Below are 20,673 nucleotides of genomic sequence, written 5' to 3'. Positions count from 1 at the left end.
CACCAATCCACGGTCCCCGTGGAAGCCCTCCACGCCAAGCTCGTGAACAGGCTCACAAGCACTAAGACCGACCGGCGTCGACCGCAGCACACCCAGCATGGCCCGCCACCAGACCCAGCCATAGCCCCACTTTCGCCCATCCAAAGCGGCGCCCGCAGGGCGCCCCGCCAAGCTCGTGACGCGGCCTGCGGCCGCTCCTCGACCGACGGGCGGGCGGGCGGCGGGCGGGCGCTGGGTCAGCGCGGCGGCTTCGGCAGGGCGCGCACGCCGGACAGCCCCCACTTGGTGACGGCGCCGATGGTGCCGAGCTCCTCGAAGACGCGCATCTTGGAGCTGCCGACGGCGCGCTCGATGAAGCCGATCGGCACCTCTGCGATCGTGCCGCCGGCCTGCGCGACGCGCACCGCCATGGCGATCTGGAACGCGTACGCATCGACCTGGATCGCATCGAGGTCGATGGATTCGAGGATGCGCGTGCGGTAGACGCGCAGGCTGCTGGTCAGATCCTTCACGGCGGTCGAGAGCACCGAGCGCGCGTACACGTTGCCGATCTTCGCGGCGATGCGACGCCGAGCGCCCATGTTCCGCACGTCGCTGCCCTCGACGAAGCGGGATCCGATCACGAGATCGACGCCCGACTGGGAGAGCTCCAGCAGCGCCGGCAGGCCGTCCGCGTCGTAGGAGCCGTCGGCGTCGGTCACGACCACCTTGGTCGCGCCGCGCGACATCGCGAACCGCATGCCCTCGATGACGGCGGAGCGATAGCCCCGCTGGGTGCGGTGGATGACCAGCGTGCCCGCGTCGGTCTTGGCGAGCCGATCGGCGAGCTCACCGGTGCCGTCGGGGCTGCCGTCGTCGATGATCACGAGCTCGGCGTGCGGCACGGACTGCCGCAGCCGCCCGACCGTGCGCTCCAGACCCTCGATCTCGTTGTAGGTGGGCACGACGATCATGACGTCAGGCATCCGCCCTCCTTCGCTCGATTGCAGTGGCGACGCCGAGTCCGGCGAGCGCGAGGACGCTGCCGATGCCCAGCGCCCAGTCGATCCATGCTCCCAGACGAATGCCAGGGGTGATGGTCGTCGACAGCGGCAGATCCTCGACCATGGCGCCGGGCGTGTACTGCGGCAGCCGGTCGAGCATCGTGCCGTCGGGGCCGATCATGGCGCTCGTGCCCACCGTCGAGATGTTGACGACAGCACGGCCCGCCTCGACCGCTCGCAGTTGCGCGATCGCGAGCTGCTGCACGTTCTCGGCGGAGCCCTCGCCGAAGTCGGCGTTGTTCGTCGGTGCGAGGATCAGCTGCGCGCCGTGCTCCAGCACCATCTCGCGCGCCAGGTAGTCGTCGATCACGTCGAAGCAGATCGCTACGCCCGCTACCGTGCCGGCGACGTCGAAGGCGTTCGCGCTCGTCGGGTCGATCGAGAAGTCGCGCGGGATCAGCTCCAGGAATCCGAGCGCGTCGAGGATGGGTTCGAAGAACGCGCGCTGGGGCAGGTACTCGGCGAAGGGCACCGGGTGCCGCTTGCGATACTCCGCCACGGCGCCCGCGCCCGGCTCGATCTGCAGCAGTGCATTGTAGGTGTCATCGCCGTCGCGCGTGACCGTGCCGACCACGAGCGGCGCGTCGAACTCGGTGGCGATGCGCTCGAGCACCGCCATCGTCGACGGCAGCTCGTCGGCGTAGAACTCGGCGGCGTTCTCGGGCCAGACGAGCAGATCGAGCTGCTCGCCCGCGAGCTCTCGCGTCGCGTCGACGTGCTGCTGCAGGATCAGGCCAGGCACGCGAGGGGCGAGCAGGCCCGCCTCGCTGTCGCCCTGCACAGCGCCGACCCGGATGCTGCCGGACTGAGCGATGGGGAAGGCGGGGATGGCCACGAGCAGGATGAGCGCGGCGGCGGCGATCGTGAGCCGGCGGCGGACCATCGTGCGGTGGTGCAGCACGAGCTGCAGCAGCAGCGCCGACACCGCGGCGATGAGGAAGGTGAGCCCGGTGAAGCCCACCCAGCTGGTCGTGTCCGCGAGCGGGCTCGCGGCCTGCGAGTGCGCGAGCCTCCCCCACGCGAAGCCGCCCCACGGCACGGTCGACGAGAGCGACTCGCGCAGCGTCCAGACGCCCGCGAGCAGCAGCGGCAGCGCGAGGAACGCGCCGACCGGTCCCCTCGCGCGCGTCTCGCCCCAGCGCCAGGCGAGTGCGAGCAGCATGCCGCCCAGGCCCCACCACACGGCCATCCACGCGGTGAGGGCGACGAGCGGCACGGGCCCGAGATAGACGGTGATCCACTGAATGTGCAGCACGAAGAACACGAACCCGGTCGTGAAGCCGAGCGCGAACGCGCTGCCGATGCGCCTGCCCCGCAGCGCCAGCAGCGAGAGCGCGACCGCCGGCACGATGAGCGGCCACGCGTCGTAGGGCTGGAAGGCGAAGGGCATGATGATGCCTGCCAGCACGGCGGCGCCCCAGGCGGCGGCAGGGGGCAGCGGCGCGCGAGCGCGGGTGCGCCGCTGCCGCGGCTGCACGCCCGCGCCGCTGATCGGGTTGCTCCGCTCGATCACAGCGCCGACCCCGATGCGTCCACGACGCCCCGGCGGATGGCCGCGACCGCGTCGCGCGCTGTGCGCGCGAGCCGCTTGGGCGCGACGTGCTCGATCTGCTCCAACACATCGATCGTCTGCTTCGTCCAGCGCACGAAGTCGCCAGCCGCGAGGTCGGTGTCGCGCAGCACGCCGTCGAGCGGGTAGCCGCGCGCCCAGCGGTGCATCGCGAGCGTGAGGCCGGTCTGCAGCGGCTCCGATCCCGGCAGCCGATGCGCCTGCTCGAGGTCGTCCAGCTGCGCCCAGAGCCGGTGGGTGGCATCGAGCGCCTGCAGGAACGCGCCCTTCGGCAGCATCCGCTCCGGCAGCATCCCGTCGTCGCGCCGCCCCTCGAACACGAGCGCGCAGGCGAGCGCTGCGAGCGCCGGGGCGTCGAGCCCGTTCCACAGGTGCTGGCGGATGCTCTCGGCCACCAGCAGGTCGCGCTCGCCGTAGATGCGGCGCAGCACCTCGCCGGCGGGAGTGATGTGCGCGCCGTCGTCGGTCTGCTCGACGTACTCGAGCTCGCGCAGGATCACCGTGATGCGGTCGAACCGCTCGGCGATCTCGCCCGTGCGGCGCGAGATCTGCCGCTCCGCCTTCTCGACGTCGCGGTGCAGGCGCCAGTAGCGCTCGCCCCAGCGGGCGTGCGACTCGCGCTCGGGGCAGGCGTGGCACGGATGCTGCTTCATGGTGCGGCGCAGTCGCTGCAGCTCGCGCTGGATGCGGTCGTGCTCGGCGTGGCTGAGGTTCTGGCGCTGCGCGTCGCGCTCGAGATCGCTGAGCTCGCGGCGCAGTCGCGAGTACTCGGCGAAGTCGCCAAGGTGGCACGACATCGACTCCTCGTAGCCCGCGAGGCTCGCGCGCTGATCGACCACGCGGCGCGCCAGCTGCACCACTGAGCGGTCGGCCTGGAACTGCGCGAACGAGGTCTCGAGCACCTCGCGCGTGCCGGGCACGCCCAGCCGGTCGATGAGGTTGACGGCCATGTTGTAGGTCGGCTTGAAGCTGGAGTGCAGCGGATACGTGCGACGCGAGGCGAGCGAGGCGACCTCCACCGGCTGCAGCTTGCCGCTCCAGATCACGACGGCATGCCCCTCGGTGTCGATTCCGCGACGGCCGGCGCGGCCGGTGAGCTGCGTGTACTCCCCCGGCGTGATGCGCACGCGGGCCTCGCCGTTGAACTTCTCCAACTGCTCGAGCACGACCGTGCGGGCGGGCATGTTGATGCCGAGCGCGAGCGTCTCGGTGGCGAAGACGACCTGCAGCAGGCGGGCGCGGAAGAGCTCCTCGACGACCTCCTTGAACACCGGCAGCAGGCCGGCGTGGTGCGCCGCGACGCCGCGCTCGAGGCCGTCGAGCCAGTCGTAGTAGCCGAGCACGCCCAGGTCGGCGTCGTCGAGCAGGCGCGTGCGCTCGTCGACGATCGCGCGGATCTCGGCGCGGTCCTCGGGGCTCGTGAGCCGCACGCCGCCGTCGACCACCTGGCGCACGGCAGCGTCGCAGCCCGCGCGCGAGAAGATGAAGTCGATGGCCGGCAGCATGTCGCGCTCGTCGAGCTGCTCGATGAGGCGCACCCGGTCGACGCGGGTGGGACCGCCGGAGCGCCACGGCTGGAAGTCGCGCTGCCGGCCCCTGCGCGGCGCGTCGCGGGAGCGATGCCGGTTGTGGCCGCCGCGATCCCGGTGGCCGCGTGCGGCGGATGCCTCGATGTCGGTGCCGCGCGCGAGCTCCTGCAGCTCCCTGCTGGGCCGATGCGTGGCCTCGCCCGCCTTGGAGTCGAACAGGTCGACGAATCGGCCCTTGATGTGCACGTGCGCGTCGAGCGGCACGGGGCGGTGCTCGGAGACGATCACACGCGTGTCATCGCGCACGGCGTCGAGCCAGGCGCCGAACTCCTCGGCGTTCGAGACGGTGGCCGAGAGGGAGACCATCCGCACGTGGCGCGGTAGGTGGATGATGACCTCCTCCCACACCGCGCCGCGGAACCGGTCGGCGAGGTAGTGCACCTCATCCATCACGACGTACTCGAGCTGCGTCAGGTCGCGGCCCTCGTAGAGCATGTTGCGCAGCACCTCGGTGGTCATCACCACGATGCGGGCGTCGCCGTTGATGCTCGTGTCGCCGGTGAGGAGCCCCACGGATGCGGCGCCGTAGGTCTCGGTGAGCTCGCGGTGCTTCTGGTTCGAGAGCGCCTTCATGGGCGTGGTGTAGAAGACGCGACCGGTGGGGGCCTCCATGGTGAGGTGGATGGCGAACTCGGCGACGACCGTCTTGCCGGCGCCGGTGGGCGCGGCGACGAGCACGCTCGAGCCGTCCTCGATGGCCTCGCAGGCCTCGCGCTGGAACGGGTCGAGCCCGAACGGCATGGTGCGGGCGAAGGCGTCGGTGGCGATGGTCATACGGCGGCCTTCGCTGCCGCGCGCTTGGCGATCCTGCGGTCGCGCAGGATCGCGATGCCGGCGGCGCCGAAGTAGAGCAGCAGCATCGGGATGGCGAGCAGGAACATGCTCATGACGTCGGCGGCCGGCGTCGCCATGGCGGTGAACAGCGTGATGCCGATCACGGCCCAGCGCCAGGCGCCGAGGATGCCCTTGCCGCTGAGGACCCCGGCAAAGTTCAGCACGACGAGGAACACCGGCAGCACGAAGCCGACCCCGACCGCGAGCAGCAGCTTGAACGCGAAGTCGTAGTAGGTGGTCGCATCCAGGTAGGAAATCGCACCACTCGGTGCGATCTGCACCAGCAGCTGCACGATCTGCGGGAACACCCACCAGCCGGCCGCACAGCCGGCGAGGAACAGCGGCAGTGCCGCGGCGAGAAACCCGAACACGTATCTGCGCTCGTTCTTCTTCAAGCCAGGCAGGAAGAAGCGGATCAGGTGGTACAGCCAGACGGGGCTGGCGACGATAACGCCGAGCGTGATCGCGATGCGCAACTTCAGGTCGAAGGCCTGCGTCACCGTCGTGTACAACAGGTCGGTGACGCGGCCGCTGTCTGCCAGCTCGAGGAGCGGCCGCTGCAGCAGCTCGAGCAGCCAGTCGACGGCGAAGAAGCCTGCGATCGTGGAGAGCAGGATCGCGAGCGCCGAGAGGATGAGCCGACGGCGCAGCTCGACGAGGTGCTCGCCGAGGCGCATGCGGCCGTCAGCGTTGCGGGTGCTGCGAGCCCGTGTCCGGGCCATGGACTAGCGCGGGTCGCGCGGTGTGTCGCCGGTGCCGGTGCGATCGGTGCCGGTCGCGGAGCGGTCCGGGCCAGCGGCTGGCTCGTCGTCGGAGCGGAGCTCCTTCTTCAGGATCTTCGCCGACTTGCCGATGCTCTCCGCCAGGGCGGGGAGCTTCGTGGAGCCCCACACGAGTAGCACCACCACGAGCAGGATGAGGAAGTGCCATCCGGTCAGATTGCCAAAGGGCATGTCGCCCTCCCTTCGTGGTCGCGCTCCAAGCCTACCGCTCCACCGCGGTTGCGCTCGCACCGGTCCGCAGCGCGTCGAACGCGAAGCGGTGCATCGCTCGCCGCAGGCTCGCCGGCGCGACGATCTCGGCGTCGCCGCCGCACGAGGCCACCGCGCGCAGCACGCTCGCCTCGCTCCACACCTCGATCTCGAGCCGCACCCGTTCGCCATCGATCGACACGGGCTCGCAGGTGGCGTAGTCGGCGAGCATCGCGGCGGCGGCGCGCGTCGCGACGACCTGCGCCGTGCCCGTGACGGTGCGCTCGTGCGCCGGCAGCGCATCCGGCCACGCGTGCTGCGTCCGCTCGATCCGCTCGATGCGGTCGAGCCGGAACGTGCGCATCCCGTGCCGGTCGAGGTCTGCGGCCTCGATGAAGACCTGGCCCTCGTGGAGGTCGAGCTTCACGGGAGCGATGCGGCGTCGCTGCGAACCGGTATCGGGCTTGCGGTAGTCGAGCTCGAGCACGCAGCGGTCGCGGATCGCGTCGCGCACGATCTGCACCGCGCGCGGGGCGGCGAGGGCGTCCACTGCCACCGTGTCGGCGCCCTGCGAGGCGGCGCTGCGCAGCTTCTCGCGGAGCGACGCGACCCGCTCCGGGGCCGCGTCGGTGTAGCCGGCGATCAGCGTCAGCCCAGCGATGAGCGCGCTCGCCTCGCGCGGCGAGAGCCGCACGGTCTCGTCCTCGAACGCCGGCCGCATGGTGACCGAGATGATGTCGTCGACCTCGAAGGCGTCGAAGTCGATGTCGAAGCGGATGAAGTCGCCGGATCCGTCGGGCACGCCCGCCATGAACACGCGCGTGACGGCCTCGCGGATGCGCTCCTCCGGCACGCCGAAGTGGGCGGCGGCCTCCTGCACGGTCACCGTGCCCGAGGCCGTGACGTACTGGATGAGCGAGAGCAGCAGGCCGATGCCGCGCTCGGCGCGCCCGGCGCTCATGCGGCGCTCCCGTCCAAGTCGTCGCCGTCAGCGTGGGCGTCGCGGATGCGCTCGAGCCGCTGCCGCACGAGCACCCGCTGCTCCTCGGGCCACACGACCGCGACGTCGCTGCCGAACCCCGACAGCTCATCCGCGATCAGGTTGCGGTCGGCGTGATGGATGACGAGCAGCCCGTCCTCCTCGCGCGTGTCGCGTCGGTGGCGCAGCCGGATGTCGGCGTCGCTGCCGGGCATGACGTGCACGCCGACGGCCGCGCTGGACCAGATCTCCTCGAGCTTCGCGAGGGCGGCGCTCGCCGCATCGGCGGGCGCCTCGAACGCCTGCTTGGGGGCGCGGTCGCGCACCGTCGAGGTGATGCGTTGCATCAGGAAGGTGCGCGTGTCCTCGGCCCCGAGATCGAACCCGACCAGCATCCATCGCCCGCGGAACAGCACGGTCGCCCATGGCTGCACCGTGCGGGTGCGAGGGGTGCGCTCGCCCGGCTTCAGGTAGTCGAAGAGCACCTCGCGTCGGCGGTCGGCCGCGCGCTTGAGCGCCTGGAAGGCCTCCTCGCGCGGTCGCTGCCTGGCCTGCAGGATGGCGGCGATGCCCGGCGCAGCCTGGTCGACGGTGCGGCCGGGGGTGCGCGCGAGCGGCAGCCCTCCGCGGAACTCCGGATCGGCGCGCAGCTTGAGCGCCGCGCGCTGCGCCTCCTCCGTGAGGCCGCCCTCGTGCCAGACGCGCAGCGCCAGGTCGAGCAGGTCGCGCTCCTCGGCGTCGAAGTGCAGCTCCGCAGGATCGCCCAGCACGCCGTCGAGCACGCGGTAGCGCGCCTCCTGGTTGCTGTCGTCGCCCGGGGGCTGCACGACGTCGATCACGATGCCGTGCTCGCGCAGCGCATCCTTGTCGCGCTCGAACATGCGCTCGAGCGCATCGCCGGGCGCCTGGCCCTGGTAGCCGGCGACGCGCGCGAACAGCTCGTGCTTCGTGAAGCCGACGCCCGTGTCGACGAGCGCGAGCAGCAGCGAGAACTGCCGCTCCTCGGCTTCGATCCTCACCATCAGCCGGCGACGGGCTCGAGTCGATCGAGGATGTCGATCACGAACAGGAGATGCTCGCCCTCCCCGATCGACGCGGGACGCGTCGCGGGGTCGCTGTAGCCGAGCTCCTGCGGGATCGAGACCACGACCTGGCTGCCGATGGGCTGACCGACGACCGCGTCGACGAAGCCGGGGATCAGGTTCGCGTCATCGATGGTCATCGCGGTGGGGGCGCCGCGCTCCCAGGAGGAGTCGAACACCTCCTCCGTCTCCCAGATGATCCCGGTGTAGTGGACGAGGACGCTGTCGCCCTCTGCGACCGGCTCGCCGTCACCCGCGATGCTCTGCATCACCCTGAGCTCGGCGGGTGCGGGGCTGCCCGGGAAGGTCACGCCGGGGGTGCCGTCGGTGGCGAGCGAGATCGCGGGCATGCCCTGCTCGCCCGGGCGGGGGCTGCCCTCGGCGCGGCCCGGGTGCACTTCCTTGACCTCCAGCACGACCACGGCCGTGTCATTGGGCTCGATGTCCAGCTCCTCCGAGGCCGCGCCGGCCCCGAAGAGCGCCTCGATCGACGTGGTCAGCACGATGGATTCTCCAGCAGCCGCGCACGCGACCGCCTGGCCGAGCGTCGATTCGCCGCCCGCGGTCACCCGCAGCGGCTCGGCGGCGGGCGCCTGCGCGCTCTCGGCCGCGTAGGAGCTGGTGATCTCGAGCCCCGTCTTGCCGGAGTAGACGACGTAGTCGGCATCGACGATGCCGCCGCGGGAGACGCGCTCGTCGCCGCCACCGAGGTGGCTGACCTGCATCCCGTCGCTGACGAGCGGGTGCTGGAACTCGACGGTCGGCGCACCCTCGCCCTGCTCGACCTGCACGCGATCGGACGCCGCTCCCGGCGGCACGAGCGGCTCGCAGCCGCCCGGGCCGTCGTCGGGCGCTCCGCAGGCGGTGAGACCGGCTGCGGCGACGAGCAGCGCGGCGATCGAGAGGGGGCGTGTGCGCACAGCGAGGCCTTTCGGGGTCGGGGATCGGGTCAGTCTACCTGCGTGGCCGACTCGGCCGCGTCCGCGGCGGGCGGGACGGCGACGGGTGGCTCGGGCTCTGCTGCAGGCGGCGCGGCAGGGTCTGGGCGCTCTGCGCCCGCGGCGATCGCGTCGGCCTGTCGCAGCGCGTCGCGTCGCGCCCGGCGGGCGCGCTTCGCGCTCGGCACGCGGTCGCCGAGCGCGCCAGGGGTCCACGCCTCGATGTCGGCGTCGGCGAAATCCGCCTTCGCCGCCCGACGGCGGAAGGACGGCAGCTCGACGCCGTCGGCGATGCGGCGCGCGGTCATGAGGAAGCCGGTGTGCGCGACCATGCGGTGGTCCGGCCGCACCGCGAGCCCCTCGACGTGCCATCCGCGCACGAGCGTCTCGGTCGACTTCGGCGCGGTGAACCGGCCGTCGGCGCGGATCGCCTCGACGGCGCGGGAGAGCTGCGTGACGGTGGCGACGTAGCAGAGGATGAGGCCACCGGGGCGGAGCGCACGAGCGCTCACATCCACGCACTCCCAGGGCGCGAGCATGTCGAGCAGCACTCGGTCGGCCTCGCCGTCGGCGACGTGCTCGCCCAGCTCCTCGGCGAGATCGCCCAGCACCGTGTCCCAGTTGCCGGGCCGTTCGCCGAAGAAGCCCGTGACGTTCGCCTCCGCGACCTCGCGGAACTCCTCGCGGCGCTCGAACGAGACGAGCCTGCCGGTGCCGTGCAGCGCGCGCAGCAGCCACAGCGAGAGCGCGCCGGAGCCCACGCCTGCCTCGACGATCGTCAGGTCGGGGTGGATGTCGGCGAAGCCGACGATGTGCGATGCGTCCTTCGGGTAGATGATCGCCGCGCCGCGCGGCATCGACATCACGTAGTCGTGCAGCAGCGGCCGGATCGCCAGGTGCTCGGCCTCGCCGACGGTGATGAGCGAACCGTCGTCCAGCCCGATGAAGTGCTCGTGCGGCACCGCGCCGCGCTGGGTGCCGAACTGCTTCCCCTCGGTCAGCACGATCGTGTACATCTTCTGCTTCGGCCCGGTGATCTGCACGATGTCGCCCCACTGGAACGGGCCCGTCCTGCCCATCACGCGCGGACCTCCCCCAGCGTCGCGGCGAGGTCGTCGAGCGTCCGGCCCGCGAGCGTGGGCCAGTGGACGATGCCGTCCACCTGCGAGACGTCGACGGCGTGCGGCACGCCGATCGTGGTGAGGCCGGCGGCGAGCGCGCTGCGTGCACCCGTGATCGAGTCCTCGATCGCGACGCTCCGCGCCGGATCGGCACCGAGCTGCTCCAGGGCGCGCAGGTACGGCTCCGGGTGCGGCTTCCCGCGCTCGCACTCGTCACCGGCGACGGTCGCGGCGAACGGTGCGCGGCCGAGCCGCTGCGTCAGCGCAGCCTCCACGCGATCGACGATCACTCGCGTCGACATGGTGACGAGCGCCACCGGCACCCCCGCGTCCAGCAGCTCGTGCAGCAGCTCGATCGCACCGGGCCTGACCGGCAGCTCCTCGTCGATGCCGCGCAGCACCTCGTCGACGAGCCGCGCGACGATCGCGTCCGCATCCAGCGGCACCCCCAGCTCGATGAAGACGCGCGCGCCATCCCAGAGGTCGGAGCCGACCAGCGCCTCCGCCTCTGCGGCGCCCCATGGGATGCCGTGCTCGGCGGCCAGGCGGGCCTCAGCCCCCATCCACTGCGGTTCGGTGTCGATCAGGGTGCCGTCCATGTCGAACAGCACGGCGGCGAGAGCAGACGAGGTCACCGAGCAAGCCTAGTGAACGCGCAGCGGGCGCCGCGAGCAGGTGCGCCGAGCCCAGTGGACGGCGACGGGCCTAGAGTGGATCCTCGACGTGAGGAGGTGCCGCGGGTGGCACGAGGACCGATCGAGGGCCGCACCATGGTCGTCGCCTTCGAAGGCTGGACCGATGCCGGCGATGCCGCGAGCGGCGCCGTCAAGCGGCTCATCGAGGCCTGCGAGCTCGAGGCGTTCGACGAGATCGAGCCCGACGAGTTCGTCGACTTCGCGATGCACCGACCCGTGGTCCGGACGCTCGACGACGGCACGCGCGCGCTGCAGTGGCCCGCATCGATCGCCTACGCGCCGACCCGGCCCTCCAGCAGGACCTCGCTCGCGGCGGACGCAGGGCTCGACGTCTCCACGGGCAACGAGGGAGAGATCTTCGCGCTCGTCGGCGCGGAGCCGAGCCGCAACTGGGCGGTGTACGCGGCAGAGTTCCTCGAGATCGCGCGGGGCTGCGAGATCGAGGCGATCGTGTTCGTGGGCGCGATGCTCGCGGATGTGCCGCACACGCGGCCGATCGCGACCACCGTCACGAGCGACAGCAGCGAGCTGCAGGCCCGGCTGGGCGCGGTGCAGAGCGACTACGAGGGCCCGACCGGCATCATGAGCGTGCTGAGCCTGGTGGCGGAGGAGGCGGGCATCCACACCGCATCCCTGTGGGCGTCGGTGCCGCACTACGTGCACAACGCCTCGGCGCCGAAGGCGGTCGTTGCGCTGCTCGACCAGCTCTCCGAGATGCTCGACGTCACGATCCCGCTCGGTGACCTGCCGGAGCAGGCGGGCGAGTGGGAGCGCGGCATCGACGAGATCACCGAGCGCGACGACGACATGCGCGCCTATATCGGCAAGCTCGAGGAGCAGCGCGACGCGGTGGAGAGCCCGGAGGCATCCGGCGAGGCGATCGCCCACGAGTTCGAGCGCTTCCTGCGCGCGGAGGGCGGCAAGCAGCCGCCGAGCGGAGCATCGGCGCCCTCCAGGACGGACCCGGATGGAGCGGACCCGGACGCGGCGGGCGACGCCGCCGACGATGCCGCGCCCGAGTCGCCGTCGGAGTCGCCGGACGAGCGTCCCGACGACACCCCGCCACCGGTCTAGCGCGGCTGGATGCTGCGCAGATCGATGCCCAGCAAGGCGTCGATCGCGGCCAGGCTGCCGTCGTCGGCCGGTGCGCGCAGGATGAACGCGTCCACCGCCTGCAGCGCCGCGGGGGTGTTCAGGTCGTCCTGCAGGGTCACGCGCAGCCACGGCACGATCGACTCCGCGAGCGAGGGGTCGTCGTCGGGCGTCTGCGACCACGCGAGCCAGCGGTCGAGTCGCTGCTCGGCCGCCTCCAGGTCGGTCTCGAACCACTCCCAGTCGTCGCGCCAGTGATGGTCGAGCAGGGCGAGCCGCAGCGCCGCGGGTCGCGCGCCGTCTGCGAGCAGGCGCGACACGAGCACGAGGTTGCCCAGCGACTTCGACATCTTCTCGCCCCGGAAGCCGACCATCCCGGCGTTCAGTCGGGCCTCGCTGAACAGCGGCGCGCCGAGCGCGACCGCGTGGTGTCCCTGCATCTCCTGGTGCGGGAACCGCAGGTCGCGTCCACCGGCGGCAACCGTGAACGGCGAGCCGAGCTCGTCCATCGCGATCACCGTGCACTCGACGTGCCAGCCGGGGCGCCCGCGCCCCACGGGGGCATCCCACGCCGGCTCCCCCGGCCGCTCGGCCCGCCACAGGACGGGGTCGAGCGGTGATCGCTTGCCGGGGCGATCGGGTTCGCCGCCGAACTCGCGGGTGAGCTCGAGCATGCGGGCGGCATCGGTGCGACTGCCCTCGCCGATCGCGAAGCGGCGCTTGCGTGCGGTGTCGAACAGCACGTCCTCGCCCGGCGCGTCCTGCGCGGGCAGGCGATAGGCGTCGCCGGAGTCGAGCAGGCGCTGCACGGCGTGCGCGATCGGTCCGATGCGCTCCGTCACCGCCACCCAGGAGTCGGGCGGCAGGATGCGCAGCGCCGCCATATCGCCTCGGAACAGCTCCTGCTGCCGCTCCGCCAGCGCGCGCCAGTCCTCGCCGTCGCGCGCCGCGCGCTCGAGCAGCGGGTCGTCGACATCCGTCGAGTTCATCGCGGTGCGCACCTCGATGCCCGCGTCCAGCCACACGCGCGTGAGGGTGTCGAAGGCGAGGTAGGTGAAGGCGTGGCCCAGGTGGGTCGCATCGTACGGCGTGATGCCGCAGGTGTACATCGACGCCGCTCGCCCCGTCGGCAGCGTCAGCCGACGATCGGTGCGCACGTCGTGCAGGCTGGGCGATTCGCCCTCCGAGTGCCCGTACGCGGTCAGCGAGGGCACCGCGGCCCGGTTCCAGGTCTTCACAGCGCCTCGATCCATCCGGCGCTGAGCGCGATGAGGAGCAGGGCTCCGAGCGCGATGCGGTAGACGACGAACGGCATGAAGCTGCGCCGCGAGATCCAGTCCATGAGCCACCTGATGACCGCGATGCCGACGGCGAAGGCGACGATGGTCGCGAGGATGGTCGGGCCCCAGCCGAGGCCGACGGCGGAGGGCTCGGAGACCGCCTGGATGGTCTCGTAGATGCCGGCGCCGAAGACCGCGGGCACCGCCAGGAAGAACGCGTACTTCGCCGCAGCGGGCCGCTCGTAGCCGAGGGCGCGACCCATCGTCACCGTCGCGCCGGAGCGCGAGACCCCGGGGATGAGGGCGAGCACCTGCGCGAGACCGATGAGCAGGCCGTCGCGATAGGTGGTCGTCTCGAGCGTCTGCACCCGCCGTCCGAGCATGTCGGCGATGCCGAGGATGATGCCGAAGACGATGAGCACCGTCGCCGTGATCCACAGGCTGCGCAGCTGGTCTCGGATGAGGTCTTGGAAGAGCACGCCCGCGACCACGATCGGGATGGTGCCGATGATCACGAGCCAGCCCATCTTCACGTCGGGATCGCTGCGATCGGTCTTGCCCGAGAACTGCTGGAACCACTTGCGGATGATGCGCGTGATGTCCTTCCAGAAGAAGAGCACCACCGCGAGCTCCGTGCCGATCTGCGTGATCGCCGTGAACGTCGCGCCGGGATCCTCGGCGCCGGGGAGGAAGAGCCCCGCGATCCGAAGGTGCGCGCTGGAGGAGATGGGCAGGAACTCGGTGGCGCCCTGCAGCGCACCGAGGAAGATCGCGATCAGCCAGTCCATGGAGCGGTGGTCCTCAGTAGGTCAGCAGGAGGTCTTCGAGCACGTCGGTGCCGAACTCGAGCGCCTCGAGCGGCACGCGCTCGTCGACGCCGTGGAACATCGCCGCGAAGTCGAGGTCGGGCGTGAGCTTGAGCGGCGCGAAGCCGTAGCCGGCGATGCCGAGCTCGGAGAGCGCCTTGTTGTCGGTGCCGCCCGAGAGCATGTACGGCAGCACGGGTGCGCCGGGGTCGTGGCGGCCGATGGCGGCGGTCATCGCCTCGACGAGCGCACCGCTGAAGGGATGCTCGATCCCCACGTCGCCGTGCACGAGCTCGACCTCGATCTCATCGCCGACGAGCGCGCGGAGCGCGTCGATCGCCTCGGCCTCGCGGCCGGGCAGCGGGCGCACGTCGATGCGCGCCTCGGCGACCGAGGGGATGACGTTGTGCTTGTAGCCGGCTTCGAGCATCGTCGGGTTCGCGGTGTGGCGCAGGCTCGAGCGCAGGAAGCGGGCGACGGTGCCGGTGCGCTCGGCCACGGCATCCGGGTCGTCGTCCTGCACCCCGAGGATCTCGGCGATGCCCCGGATCAGCCCGCGCGTCGTATCGGTCATCTCGACCGGGAACTCGTGCTCGCCGATTGCGGCAACGGCGCGCGCGAGCTTCGTCACGGCGTTGTCGCGCATGTGCTGCGAGCCGTGCGCGGCGGTGCCGCGGGCGCGCAGCAGGATCCACTGCAGCGCCTTCTCCGCGGTCTGCAGCAGGTACGCGCGCGTGCCGTCGATGTCGATCGAGTAGCCGCCGACCTCGCTGATGGCCTCGGTGGCGCCGGCGAACAGCTCGGGGTGGTTGCGCACCAGCCACTGCGAGCCGTACACGCCACCGGCCTCCTCGTCGGCGAAGAAGGCGATCACGAGTCCCCGACGCGGCTTGCGGCCTGCGGCGAGGATGCGCTCGAGCGCGACCAGGATCATGGCGTCCATCTGCTTCATGTCGACCGCGCCGCGCCCCCAGAGCAGCCCGTCGCGGATCTCTCCCGCGAACGGGTCGACGCTCCACTCGGACGCGTCGGCGGGCACGACGTCGAGGTGACCGTGCACCACGAGCAGCGGCAGCGACGGGTCCTCGCCCTCGACACGGGCGATGACGCTCGCGCGGCCGGGCGCCGACTCGAAGGTCTGGCTCTCCACGCCCATGGCGGTGAGCACCTCGGTCACGTAGGCGGCGGCATCCGCTTCACCGTTCGAGCGACCCTCGCCCCAGTTCTGGGTGTCGATCCGGATGAGGTCCCTGGCGATGCGCGCGGTTCGAGTCAGTCGGTCGGTCACCCATCCAGGCTAGTGGCCGCCGCTGGTCGTCGAGCGCGCCAGCGCCGTGCTACTGTCGTCTCTTGGTCCACCAAGTGGTCCGACACCTTGCGCGGGTGGCGGAAATGGCAGACGCGCTAGCTTGAGGTGCTAGTGCCCGTATTAGGGCGTGGGGGTTCAAGTCCCCCCTCGCGCACAGTGAGAGGCCCGGAGCATCCGCTCCGGGCCTCTTCCCGTTCCCGGACGCGATCCGCGCGGCGCTCAGGCGGCGCGGCTACGCTGGCGACATGTCGATCTTCAACTCCATCCGCTCCGCCGGCTTCCGCCGCGGCCCGAGCAGGCTCCTCGCGGGCATCTGCGGCGGCATCGCGGCGAAGGTGGGGTTCAACGTCTGGCTCGTGCGCGTGGTGATGCTCCTGCTCTTCGCGCTCCCCGTGGTCGGCTGGGGGCTCTACCTCGTCGTATGGGTGCTGACGCCGAACCAGGAGGGCTCGATCCCGCTCGAGCGCTGGCTGGGCCGGCGCTGACCTCAGTCGGCGCCTGACGCGTCGAAGCCGCCCTCCAGCCGGCTGCGCGTGCCGGGCTGCAGCAGCCGGACGATGCTCACGAGCCCATCGCGCGACCAGGTGTGCCGCCGGATCAGCAGGCACGGCTCCGCGGTCTCGACGCCGAGCAGCGCCGCCTCTGCCTCGGTCGGCAGCACCGCCTCGACCGTGAGCTCTGCACGAGTCAGCGGGGCGATGCGACTGAGGTAGTCGTTCGGCGTGCTGCTCGTGAAGTCCTGCTCGAGATACCCGGGCACGAGCGCGGGGTTGACGATCCGATCCTCCAGCTGGATGGGCGTCTCGTCCTCGAAGTGCACGATGACCGAGCGGTGCACGCGATCGTCTGCGGCACCGGCACCGGCACCGTCACCGGCGGCGGCACCGGTGACGAAGGGGCTCCCGTCGGCATCCTCGGCTGCGAGCGAGACGAGCCGCGTGCGGTGCCGGTGCCCCCGCCGCTCCACCTCGTCGGCGATGTTGCGCACCTCGAGCAGCGGCGATGCCGCCTTGGCGGCGGCGACGAAGCTGCCGACGCCGGAGGTGCGCACGATCGCGCCGCTGTCCGCGAGCTCCCGCAGCGCCCGGTTCACGGTCATGCGCGACACGCCCAGGGCCGCGACGAGCTGATGCTCCGACGGCAGCCGATCGCCGGCATCCCACTCGCCCGTGCGGATGCGGGCGCTCACGAGCCGCTTGATCCGCAGGTACGCGGGGGTGCCGTCGCCGCCCGCGACGTGGAACTCGCGCGCGAGCGCGTCCGCGTCGAGACCGCTCACGGCGCGAGCGGTGCGCGACGCGCCGCGAGCCGGTGGATGAGCCTGGCAGCCACCCGCGCAGTGCGTCCATCCACGTCGAAGGCGGGGTTGAGCTCTGCGACGTCGACGAGCGCCAGCGTGCCGCTCGCGGCCACGCGATCGCAGACGTGCTGGACCACCTCGAGCGGCACACCGAATGCGGCGGGCGCCGAGACGCCCGGGGCGACCCAGGCGGGCAGCACGTCGAGATCGATCGTCAGGTAGAGCAGGTCGACTCCGTCCAGGAACGCGTCGAGGAAGCCGTCGACCGACGCGGGTGTGCGGCTGTCGTCGTCGAGCAGCCAGCGCACGCCGTGCTGGGTGGCGGTCTCGAACAGAGCTCGCGTGTTCGACGGCTCGCTGATGCCGAGGACCGCGTAGTCCACGACGCGGCCGAGCGACGCCTCGCGCTCCAGCAGCTGCAGGAAGGGCGTGCCGGAGGAGGCGCGGGGGGCGCGGCGCAGATCGAAGTGCGCGTCGAGGTTCAGCACCCCCAGGCGCCCGCTGGCGCGCAGCGCGGTGTCGGCGATGCCGAGGTAGCTCCCGTAGGCGATCTCGTGGCCACCGCCGAGCGCGATCGGCAGCTGGCCGGCATCGATGAGGCTCGCGACGGCGCGCCCGAGACGCTCCTGCCCGTCCTCGAGCGACGTGCCCGCAACCACCGTGCCGGCGTCGTGGACCGTGAGCGGCCCCCCGAGCGCGAGCGGTGCCAGCGCCGCGCGCAGCGCATCCGGGCCGTCGACCTGCCCCGGCCTGCCTCCGTTCCGCCGCACGCCCTCATCGCTCGCGAAGCCGATCAGGGCGATGCCCGGGGCGGCGTCCGCGGCGTACTCCCCCACCGCCTGGTGCCACCGGGCGTGCTCGGGCCCCGGACCGTCGTCGCGACCGGACCACAGCTGCGGCGGCAGGTCGACCGCGTCGTGCCACGCGGCCGGCGTCATCGCTCCTGCCCGCTGTCGCGGATGACGGGCTCCATGGGGATCCGCACGCCGCGCTCCCTGGCAACATCCGCGGCTCGCTGGTAGCCGGCGTCCACGTGCCGGATGACCCCCATGCCGGGGTCGTTCAGCAGCAGCCTGGAGAGCTTCTCGGCGGCGAGCGCGGTGCCGTCCGCCACCGACACCTGCCCCGTGTGGATGGAGCGGCCGATGCCCACGCCGCCGCCGTGGTGGATCGACACCCAGGTGGCGCCCGAGGATGCGGCCGTGAGCGCGTTGAGCAGCGGCCAGTCGGCGACAGCGTCCGAGCCGTCGGCCATCGCCTCGGTCTCGCGGTACGGCGAGGCGACCGAGCCGGAGTCGAGGTGGTCGCGGCCGATCACGATGGGCGCAGAGAGCTTGCCCTCTGCCACCAGCTCGTTGAACCGCAACGCTGCGCGGTGCCGCTCGCCGTAGCCGAGCCAGCAGATGCGCGCGGGCAGGCCCTCGAACTCGACCCGCTGCTGCGCGGCTCGGATCCAGCGGTGCAGGTGCGCGTCGTCCGGGAACAGCTCCAGGATCGCCTCGTCGGTGACGCGGATGTCCTCCGGGTCGCCGGAGAGCGCGACCCAGCGGAACGGGCCGAGACCCTCGCAGAACAGCGGCCGGATGTACGCGGGCACGAAGCCCGGGAAGTCGAACGCGCGCGCGCAGCCGCCCTGGCGTGCCTCGTCGCGGATCGAGTTGCCGTAGTCGAACACCTCGGCGCCGGCATCCAGGAACCCCACCATGGCGTCGACGTGCGCCGCCATGGAGGCCTGCGCGTCGCGCGTGAACCCCTCGGGGTCGGCGGCAGCGCGCTCCTGCCACTCGGCCACCGAGTACCCGAGCGGCAGGTAGGACAGCGGGTCGTGGGCGCTGGTCTGGTCGGTGACCACATCGATGGTGATCTCGCCCGCCTCATGCCGCCGCAGGATCTCCGGGAAGACCTCCGCGGCGTTGCCGACCAGGCCGACCGACCAGCCGCGACGCTCATCCTTCGCCAGCTGCACCTTTGCGAGCGCATCGTCCAGATCGGAGGCGACCTCATCGAGGTAGCGCTTGCCGACGCGGCGCTGCAGGCGGCTCTCGTCGACGTCGACGACGAGGCAGGCGCCGTCGTTGAGCGTGACGGCGAGCGGCTGCGCGCCGCCCATGCCGCCGCAGCCGCCGGTGAGCGTGATGGTGCCGGCAAGGGTGCCGTCGAAGCGCTTCTTCGCGATCGCGGCGAAGGTCTCGAAGGTGCCCTGCAGGATGCCCTGGGTGCCGATGTAGATCCAGGAGCCGGCCGTCATCTGGCCGTACATCATCAGGCCCTCCGCCTCCAGGCGCCGGAACTCGGGCCAGGTGGCCCAGTCGCCCACCAGGTTGGAGTTGGCGAGCAGCACGCGCGGCGCCCAGCGGTGGGTGCGCAGCACGCCGACGGGCTTCCCGGACTGCACCAGGAGGGTCTCGTCGTCCTCGAGGTCGCGCAGCGTCTCGACGATGGCGTCGAAGGCCGCCCAACTGCGAGCAGCGCGACCGGTGCCGCCGTAGACGACCAGGTCGTCAGGGCGCTCGGCAACCTCCGGGTCGAGATTGTTCATGAGCATGCGGAGCGGAGCCTCGGTCTGCCAGCTCTTCGCGGAGCGCTCGGCGCCGCGAGCTGCGCGGACGGGCCTGGCCTCATGGCCGGGAGACGACAGTGTCATGGGGGCTCCTCGTTGAGCGACGGCGATCGGGTGCTGCTTGCATCGTGCTGTATAGACAGGTAGGCGGTCAAGCGATCGTGCGCGTGTCGCGGTGCGGGTCGGTCCCCGCCCGAGGGGCCGGTGTCATCGCGCTTGCGCTCGCGCCGCAGCATGCTGGCGGGCACGACGGTGGCAGCGCCGAAGCGATCGTGCACGGCGTCCATCGCGCGCTCGGCGCTCCCCCACGTCTCCGTGTCGTCCCACAGCAGCCCGTGATCGCCCGCCTCCTGCACCGAGCTCGCGCGCACGCCCAGCAGCCGCACGGGCGGCAGCGTCCCGAGCGCGTCGAGCAGCGACCAGGCGGTCTCGACGATCACGCGCGTGACGTCGGTGGCCTCCGGGAGCGTGCGCGAGCGGGTGATGGTGCGGAAGTCGTGGAAGCGCACCGTGAGCGTGACGGTGCGCGCCTGCACGCTCGCGTCGCGCAGGCGCCGACCCACCCCGGTTGCGAGGCGCAGGATCTCGCCCTGCAGCTCGGTCTGCTCGGTGACATCGCGGAAGAAGGTGTGGTTGTGACCGAAGGACTGCTCGTGCCCGCGCTCTGCGACGGCGCGAGGATCGCGGCCCCACGCGAGATCGGCGAGGTGGCGGCCGGTGGCCTCGCCGAACCAGGAGCTCAGCCGCTCCTGGGACGTGTGGGCGACATCGGCGATCGTGTGCAGGCCGTAGCGCGCCAGCCGCTCCTGCTGCTTCGGCCCCACGCCCCAGAGCGCCGAGACCGGCTGCGGATGCAGGAACTCGATGACGCGCTCGTCGGGCACCACGAGCATCCCGTCGGGCTTGGCGCGCGAGGAGGCGAGCTTCGCCACGTACTTCGTGCTGGCAGCACCGACGGAGGCGACGAGCCCCGTCTCTGCGGTGATGCGAGCCCGCAGCGCCGGCCCGATGCGGTTGGCACCACCCGCGAGCCTGCGCAGCCCGGCAATGCCCACGAACGCCTCATCGATGCCGAGCCGCTCGACGTCGGGCGAGGTCTCGTCGAGGATGCCCATGACGCGCGTCGACAGCCGCGAGTAGAGGGCGAAGTCCGGCTCGAGGATGACGGCGCTCGGGCACAGCCGCAGCGCCCGCGCCATCGGCATCGCCGAGTAGACGCCGTACTTGCGCGCCTCGTAGGTCGCGGCGGTGACGACGGAGCGGCTGGAGTCGTGCCCGATGACGACCGGCCTGCCGACCAGGTCGGGCCGTGCGAGCAGCGAGGCGGACGCGAAGAACGCATCGAGGTCGACGTGCATGATCGTCGCGGTGGTGTCGTCGATCCCGGGCCCCGAGACCAGCCGGTTCGAGCCGTCCTGCTTGCTCACGCGTTCATCGTCCCACGCGGGGCCCACACGGGCCGCGCCCGCACCGATGGTTCCTGCGCGCGCTCGGGGACGGCAGG

The 20,673-nt window shown here is 71.9% G+C and carries 19 protein-coding genes and 1 tRNA gene; 3 read left to right on the top strand and 17 right to left on the bottom strand.

The annotated features are described in order from the left end of the window. Positions 1–236 precede the first annotated feature (236 nt). From ACJJVL_RS03425 to ACJJVL_RS03380, 10 genes are read right to left on the bottom strand one after another with little or no spacing between them, the layout of a single operon-like run. The gene (locus ACJJVL_RS03425) at positions 237–965 is read right to left on the bottom strand and encodes a glycosyltransferase (protein ID WP_405216910.1); all 729 of its coding nucleotides are present in this window, start codon (positions 963–965) and stop codon (positions 237–239) included. Next, complete coding sequence (gene lnt, locus ACJJVL_RS03420) at positions 958–2,556, bottom strand: apolipoprotein N-acyltransferase (protein ID WP_405216909.1); 1,599 nt, start codon at positions 2,554–2,556, stop codon at positions 958–960. Before lnt ends, ACJJVL_RS03425 begins: the two co-directional genes overlap by 8 nt. Continuing rightward, positions 2,553–4,976 (bottom strand): DEAD/DEAH box helicase, encoded by a 2,424-nt coding sequence (locus tag ACJJVL_RS03415; RefSeq protein WP_405216908.1) that lies wholly within the window; start codon positions 4,974–4,976, stop codon positions 2,553–2,555. Before ACJJVL_RS03415 ends, lnt begins: the two co-directional genes overlap by 4 nt. Then, on the bottom strand, positions 4,973–5,713 hold the full coding sequence (gene tatC, locus ACJJVL_RS03410) for a twin-arginine translocase subunit TatC (protein ID WP_405216907.1): 741 nt from the start codon (positions 5,711–5,713) through the stop codon (positions 4,973–4,975). The genes ACJJVL_RS03415 and tatC overlap by 4 nt, the downstream gene beginning before the upstream one ends. Positions 5,714–5,761: 48 nt before the next feature. After that, positions 5,762–5,989 carry a twin-arginine translocase TatA/TatE family subunit gene (locus tag ACJJVL_RS03405; RefSeq protein ID WP_405216906.1) on the bottom strand — a complete coding sequence of 76 codons (228 nt, stop codon included), beginning with the start codon at positions 5,987–5,989 and terminating at the stop codon, positions 5,762–5,764. A 31-nt stretch (positions 5,990–6,020) separates the two neighbouring features. Then, entirely contained in the window at positions 6,021–6,968 is a 948-nt protein-coding gene (locus ACJJVL_RS03400) for a helix-turn-helix transcriptional regulator (protein WP_405216905.1), read from the bottom strand. Continuing rightward, positions 6,965–8,008: a helix-turn-helix transcriptional regulator gene (locus ACJJVL_RS03395; RefSeq protein WP_405216904.1), complete on the bottom strand. Its 1,044-nt coding sequence runs from the start codon at positions 8,006–8,008 to the stop codon at positions 6,965–6,967. The genes ACJJVL_RS03400 and ACJJVL_RS03395 overlap by 4 nt, the downstream gene beginning before the upstream one ends. Then, positions 8,008–8,988: an FKBP-type peptidyl-prolyl cis-trans isomerase gene (locus ACJJVL_RS03390; protein WP_405216903.1), complete on the bottom strand. Its 981-nt coding sequence runs from the start codon at positions 8,986–8,988 to the stop codon at positions 8,008–8,010. The genes ACJJVL_RS03395 and ACJJVL_RS03390 overlap by 1 nt, the downstream gene beginning before the upstream one ends. A gap of 29 nt (positions 8,989–9,017) precedes the next feature. After that, a complete protein-coding gene (locus ACJJVL_RS03385; RefSeq protein WP_405216914.1) occupies positions 9,018–10,085 on the bottom strand; it encodes a tRNA (adenine-N1)-methyltransferase in 1,068 nt (355 codons plus the stop codon). Continuing rightward, positions 10,085–10,762 (bottom strand): HAD family hydrolase, encoded by a 678-nt coding sequence (locus ACJJVL_RS03380; RefSeq protein WP_405216902.1) that lies wholly within the window; start codon positions 10,760–10,762, stop codon positions 10,085–10,087. The genes ACJJVL_RS03385 and ACJJVL_RS03380 overlap by 1 nt, the downstream gene beginning before the upstream one ends. Before the next feature lie 105 nt (positions 10,763–10,867). On the opposite strand from ACJJVL_RS03380, the gene ACJJVL_RS03375 reads away from it, so the two are divergent. Then, entirely contained in the window at positions 10,868–11,896 is a 1,029-nt protein-coding gene (locus ACJJVL_RS03375; protein ID WP_405216901.1) for a PAC2 family protein, read from the top strand. Here ACJJVL_RS03375 and ACJJVL_RS03370 read toward each other — a convergent pair. The 3 genes from ACJJVL_RS03370 to ACJJVL_RS03360 are packed head-to-tail and all read right to left on the bottom strand — an operon-like array spanning position 11,893 to position 15,288. After that, complete coding sequence (locus tag ACJJVL_RS03370; protein ID WP_405216900.1) at positions 11,893–13,152, bottom strand: cysteine--1-D-myo-inosityl 2-amino-2-deoxy-alpha-D-glucopyranoside ligase; 1,260 nt, start codon at positions 13,150–13,152, stop codon at positions 11,893–11,895. The genes ACJJVL_RS03375 and ACJJVL_RS03370 overlap by 4 nt on opposite strands. Further along, positions 13,149–13,982, bottom strand: coding sequence for an undecaprenyl-diphosphate phosphatase (locus ACJJVL_RS03365; RefSeq protein ID WP_405216899.1), 834 nt, complete (start codon positions 13,980–13,982; stop codon positions 13,149–13,151). The genes ACJJVL_RS03370 and ACJJVL_RS03365 overlap by 4 nt, the downstream gene beginning before the upstream one ends. Before the next feature lie 13 nt (positions 13,983–13,995). Continuing rightward, a complete protein-coding gene (locus ACJJVL_RS03360; protein WP_405216898.1) occupies positions 13,996–15,288 on the bottom strand; it encodes a M20/M25/M40 family metallo-hydrolase in 1,293 nt (430 codons plus the stop codon). An 89-nt stretch (positions 15,289–15,377) separates the two neighbouring features. On the opposite strand from ACJJVL_RS03360, the gene ACJJVL_RS03355 reads away from it, so the two are divergent. Further along, a tRNA-Leu gene (locus ACJJVL_RS03355) sits at positions 15,378–15,463 on the top strand. Positions 15,464–15,554: 91 nt separating this feature from the next. Then, complete coding sequence (locus ACJJVL_RS03350; RefSeq protein WP_405216897.1) at positions 15,555–15,794, top strand: PspC domain-containing protein; 240 nt, start codon at positions 15,555–15,557, stop codon at positions 15,792–15,794. Positions 15,795–15,796: 2 nt separating this feature from the next. On the opposite strand, the gene hutC is transcribed toward ACJJVL_RS03350, so the two are convergent. Genes hutC through dinB form a run of 4 tightly spaced genes read right to left on the bottom strand, consistent with a single transcriptional unit; the run spans position 15,797 to position 20,596 of the window. Next, positions 15,797–16,588 carry a histidine utilization repressor gene (gene hutC, locus ACJJVL_RS03345; protein WP_405216896.1) on the bottom strand — a complete coding sequence of 264 codons (792 nt, stop codon included), beginning with the start codon at positions 16,586–16,588 and terminating at the stop codon, positions 15,797–15,799. Continuing rightward, positions 16,585–17,547 (bottom strand): formimidoylglutamase, encoded by a 963-nt coding sequence (hutG, locus tag ACJJVL_RS03340; RefSeq protein ID WP_405216895.1) that lies wholly within the window; start codon positions 17,545–17,547, stop codon positions 16,585–16,587. The genes hutC and hutG overlap by 4 nt, the downstream gene beginning before the upstream one ends. Then, positions 17,544–19,253 (bottom strand): urocanate hydratase, encoded by a 1,710-nt coding sequence (hutU, locus tag ACJJVL_RS03335; protein ID WP_405216894.1) that lies wholly within the window; start codon positions 19,251–19,253, stop codon positions 17,544–17,546. Before hutU ends, hutG begins: the two co-directional genes overlap by 4 nt. Beyond that, a complete protein-coding gene (dinB, locus tag ACJJVL_RS03330) occupies positions 19,250–20,596 on the bottom strand; it encodes a DNA polymerase IV (RefSeq protein WP_405216893.1) in 1,347 nt (448 codons plus the stop codon). Before dinB ends, hutU begins: the two co-directional genes overlap by 4 nt. Positions 20,597–20,673: the final 77 nt, after the last annotated feature.

This window comes from Agrococcus sp. Ld7 (assembly GCF_045064095.1).
Classification (GTDB): Bacteria; Actinomycetota; Actinomycetes; order Actinomycetales; family Microbacteriaceae; genus Agrococcus.
This window is presented reverse-complemented; position numbering and strand designations above follow the sequence as displayed.

Coding starts and splice junctions, on each gene's coding strand:
- ACJJVL_RS03350 (WP_405216897.1), top strand. CDS start 15,555: ATGTCGATCTTCAACTCCATCCGCTCCGCCGGCTTCCGCCGCGGCCCG.
- ACJJVL_RS03415 (WP_405216908.1), bottom strand. CDS start 4,976: ATGACCATCGCCACCGACGCCTTCGCCCGCACCATGCCGTTCGGGCTC.
- tatC (WP_405216907.1), bottom strand. CDS start 5,713: ATGCGCCTCGGCGAGCACCTCGTCGAGCTGCGCCGTCGGCTCATCCTC.
- ACJJVL_RS03395 (WP_405216904.1), bottom strand. CDS start 8,008: ATGGTGAGGATCGAAGCCGAGGAGCGGCAGTTCTCGCTGCTGCTCGCG.
- ACJJVL_RS03400 (WP_405216905.1), bottom strand. CDS start 6,968: ATGAGCGCCGGGCGCGCCGAGCGCGGCATCGGCCTGCTGCTCTCGCTC.
- ACJJVL_RS03425 (WP_405216910.1), bottom strand. CDS start 965: ATGCCTGACGTCATGATCGTCGTGCCCACCTACAACGAGATCGAGGGT.
- hutG (WP_405216895.1), bottom strand. CDS start 17,547: ATGACGCCGGCCGCGTGGCACGACGCGGTCGACCTGCCGCCGCAGCTG.
- ACJJVL_RS03405 (WP_405216906.1), bottom strand. CDS start 5,989: ATGCCCTTTGGCAATCTGACCGGATGGCACTTCCTCATCCTGCTCGTG.
- ACJJVL_RS03365 (WP_405216899.1), bottom strand. CDS start 13,982: ATGGACTGGCTGATCGCGATCTTCCTCGGTGCGCTGCAGGGCGCCACC.
- hutU (WP_405216894.1), bottom strand. CDS start 19,253: ATGACACTGTCGTCTCCCGGCCATGAGGCCAGGCCCGTCCGCGCAGCT.
- ACJJVL_RS03385 (WP_405216914.1), bottom strand. CDS start 10,085: ATGGGCAGGACGGGCCCGTTCCAGTGGGGCGACATCGTGCAGATCACC.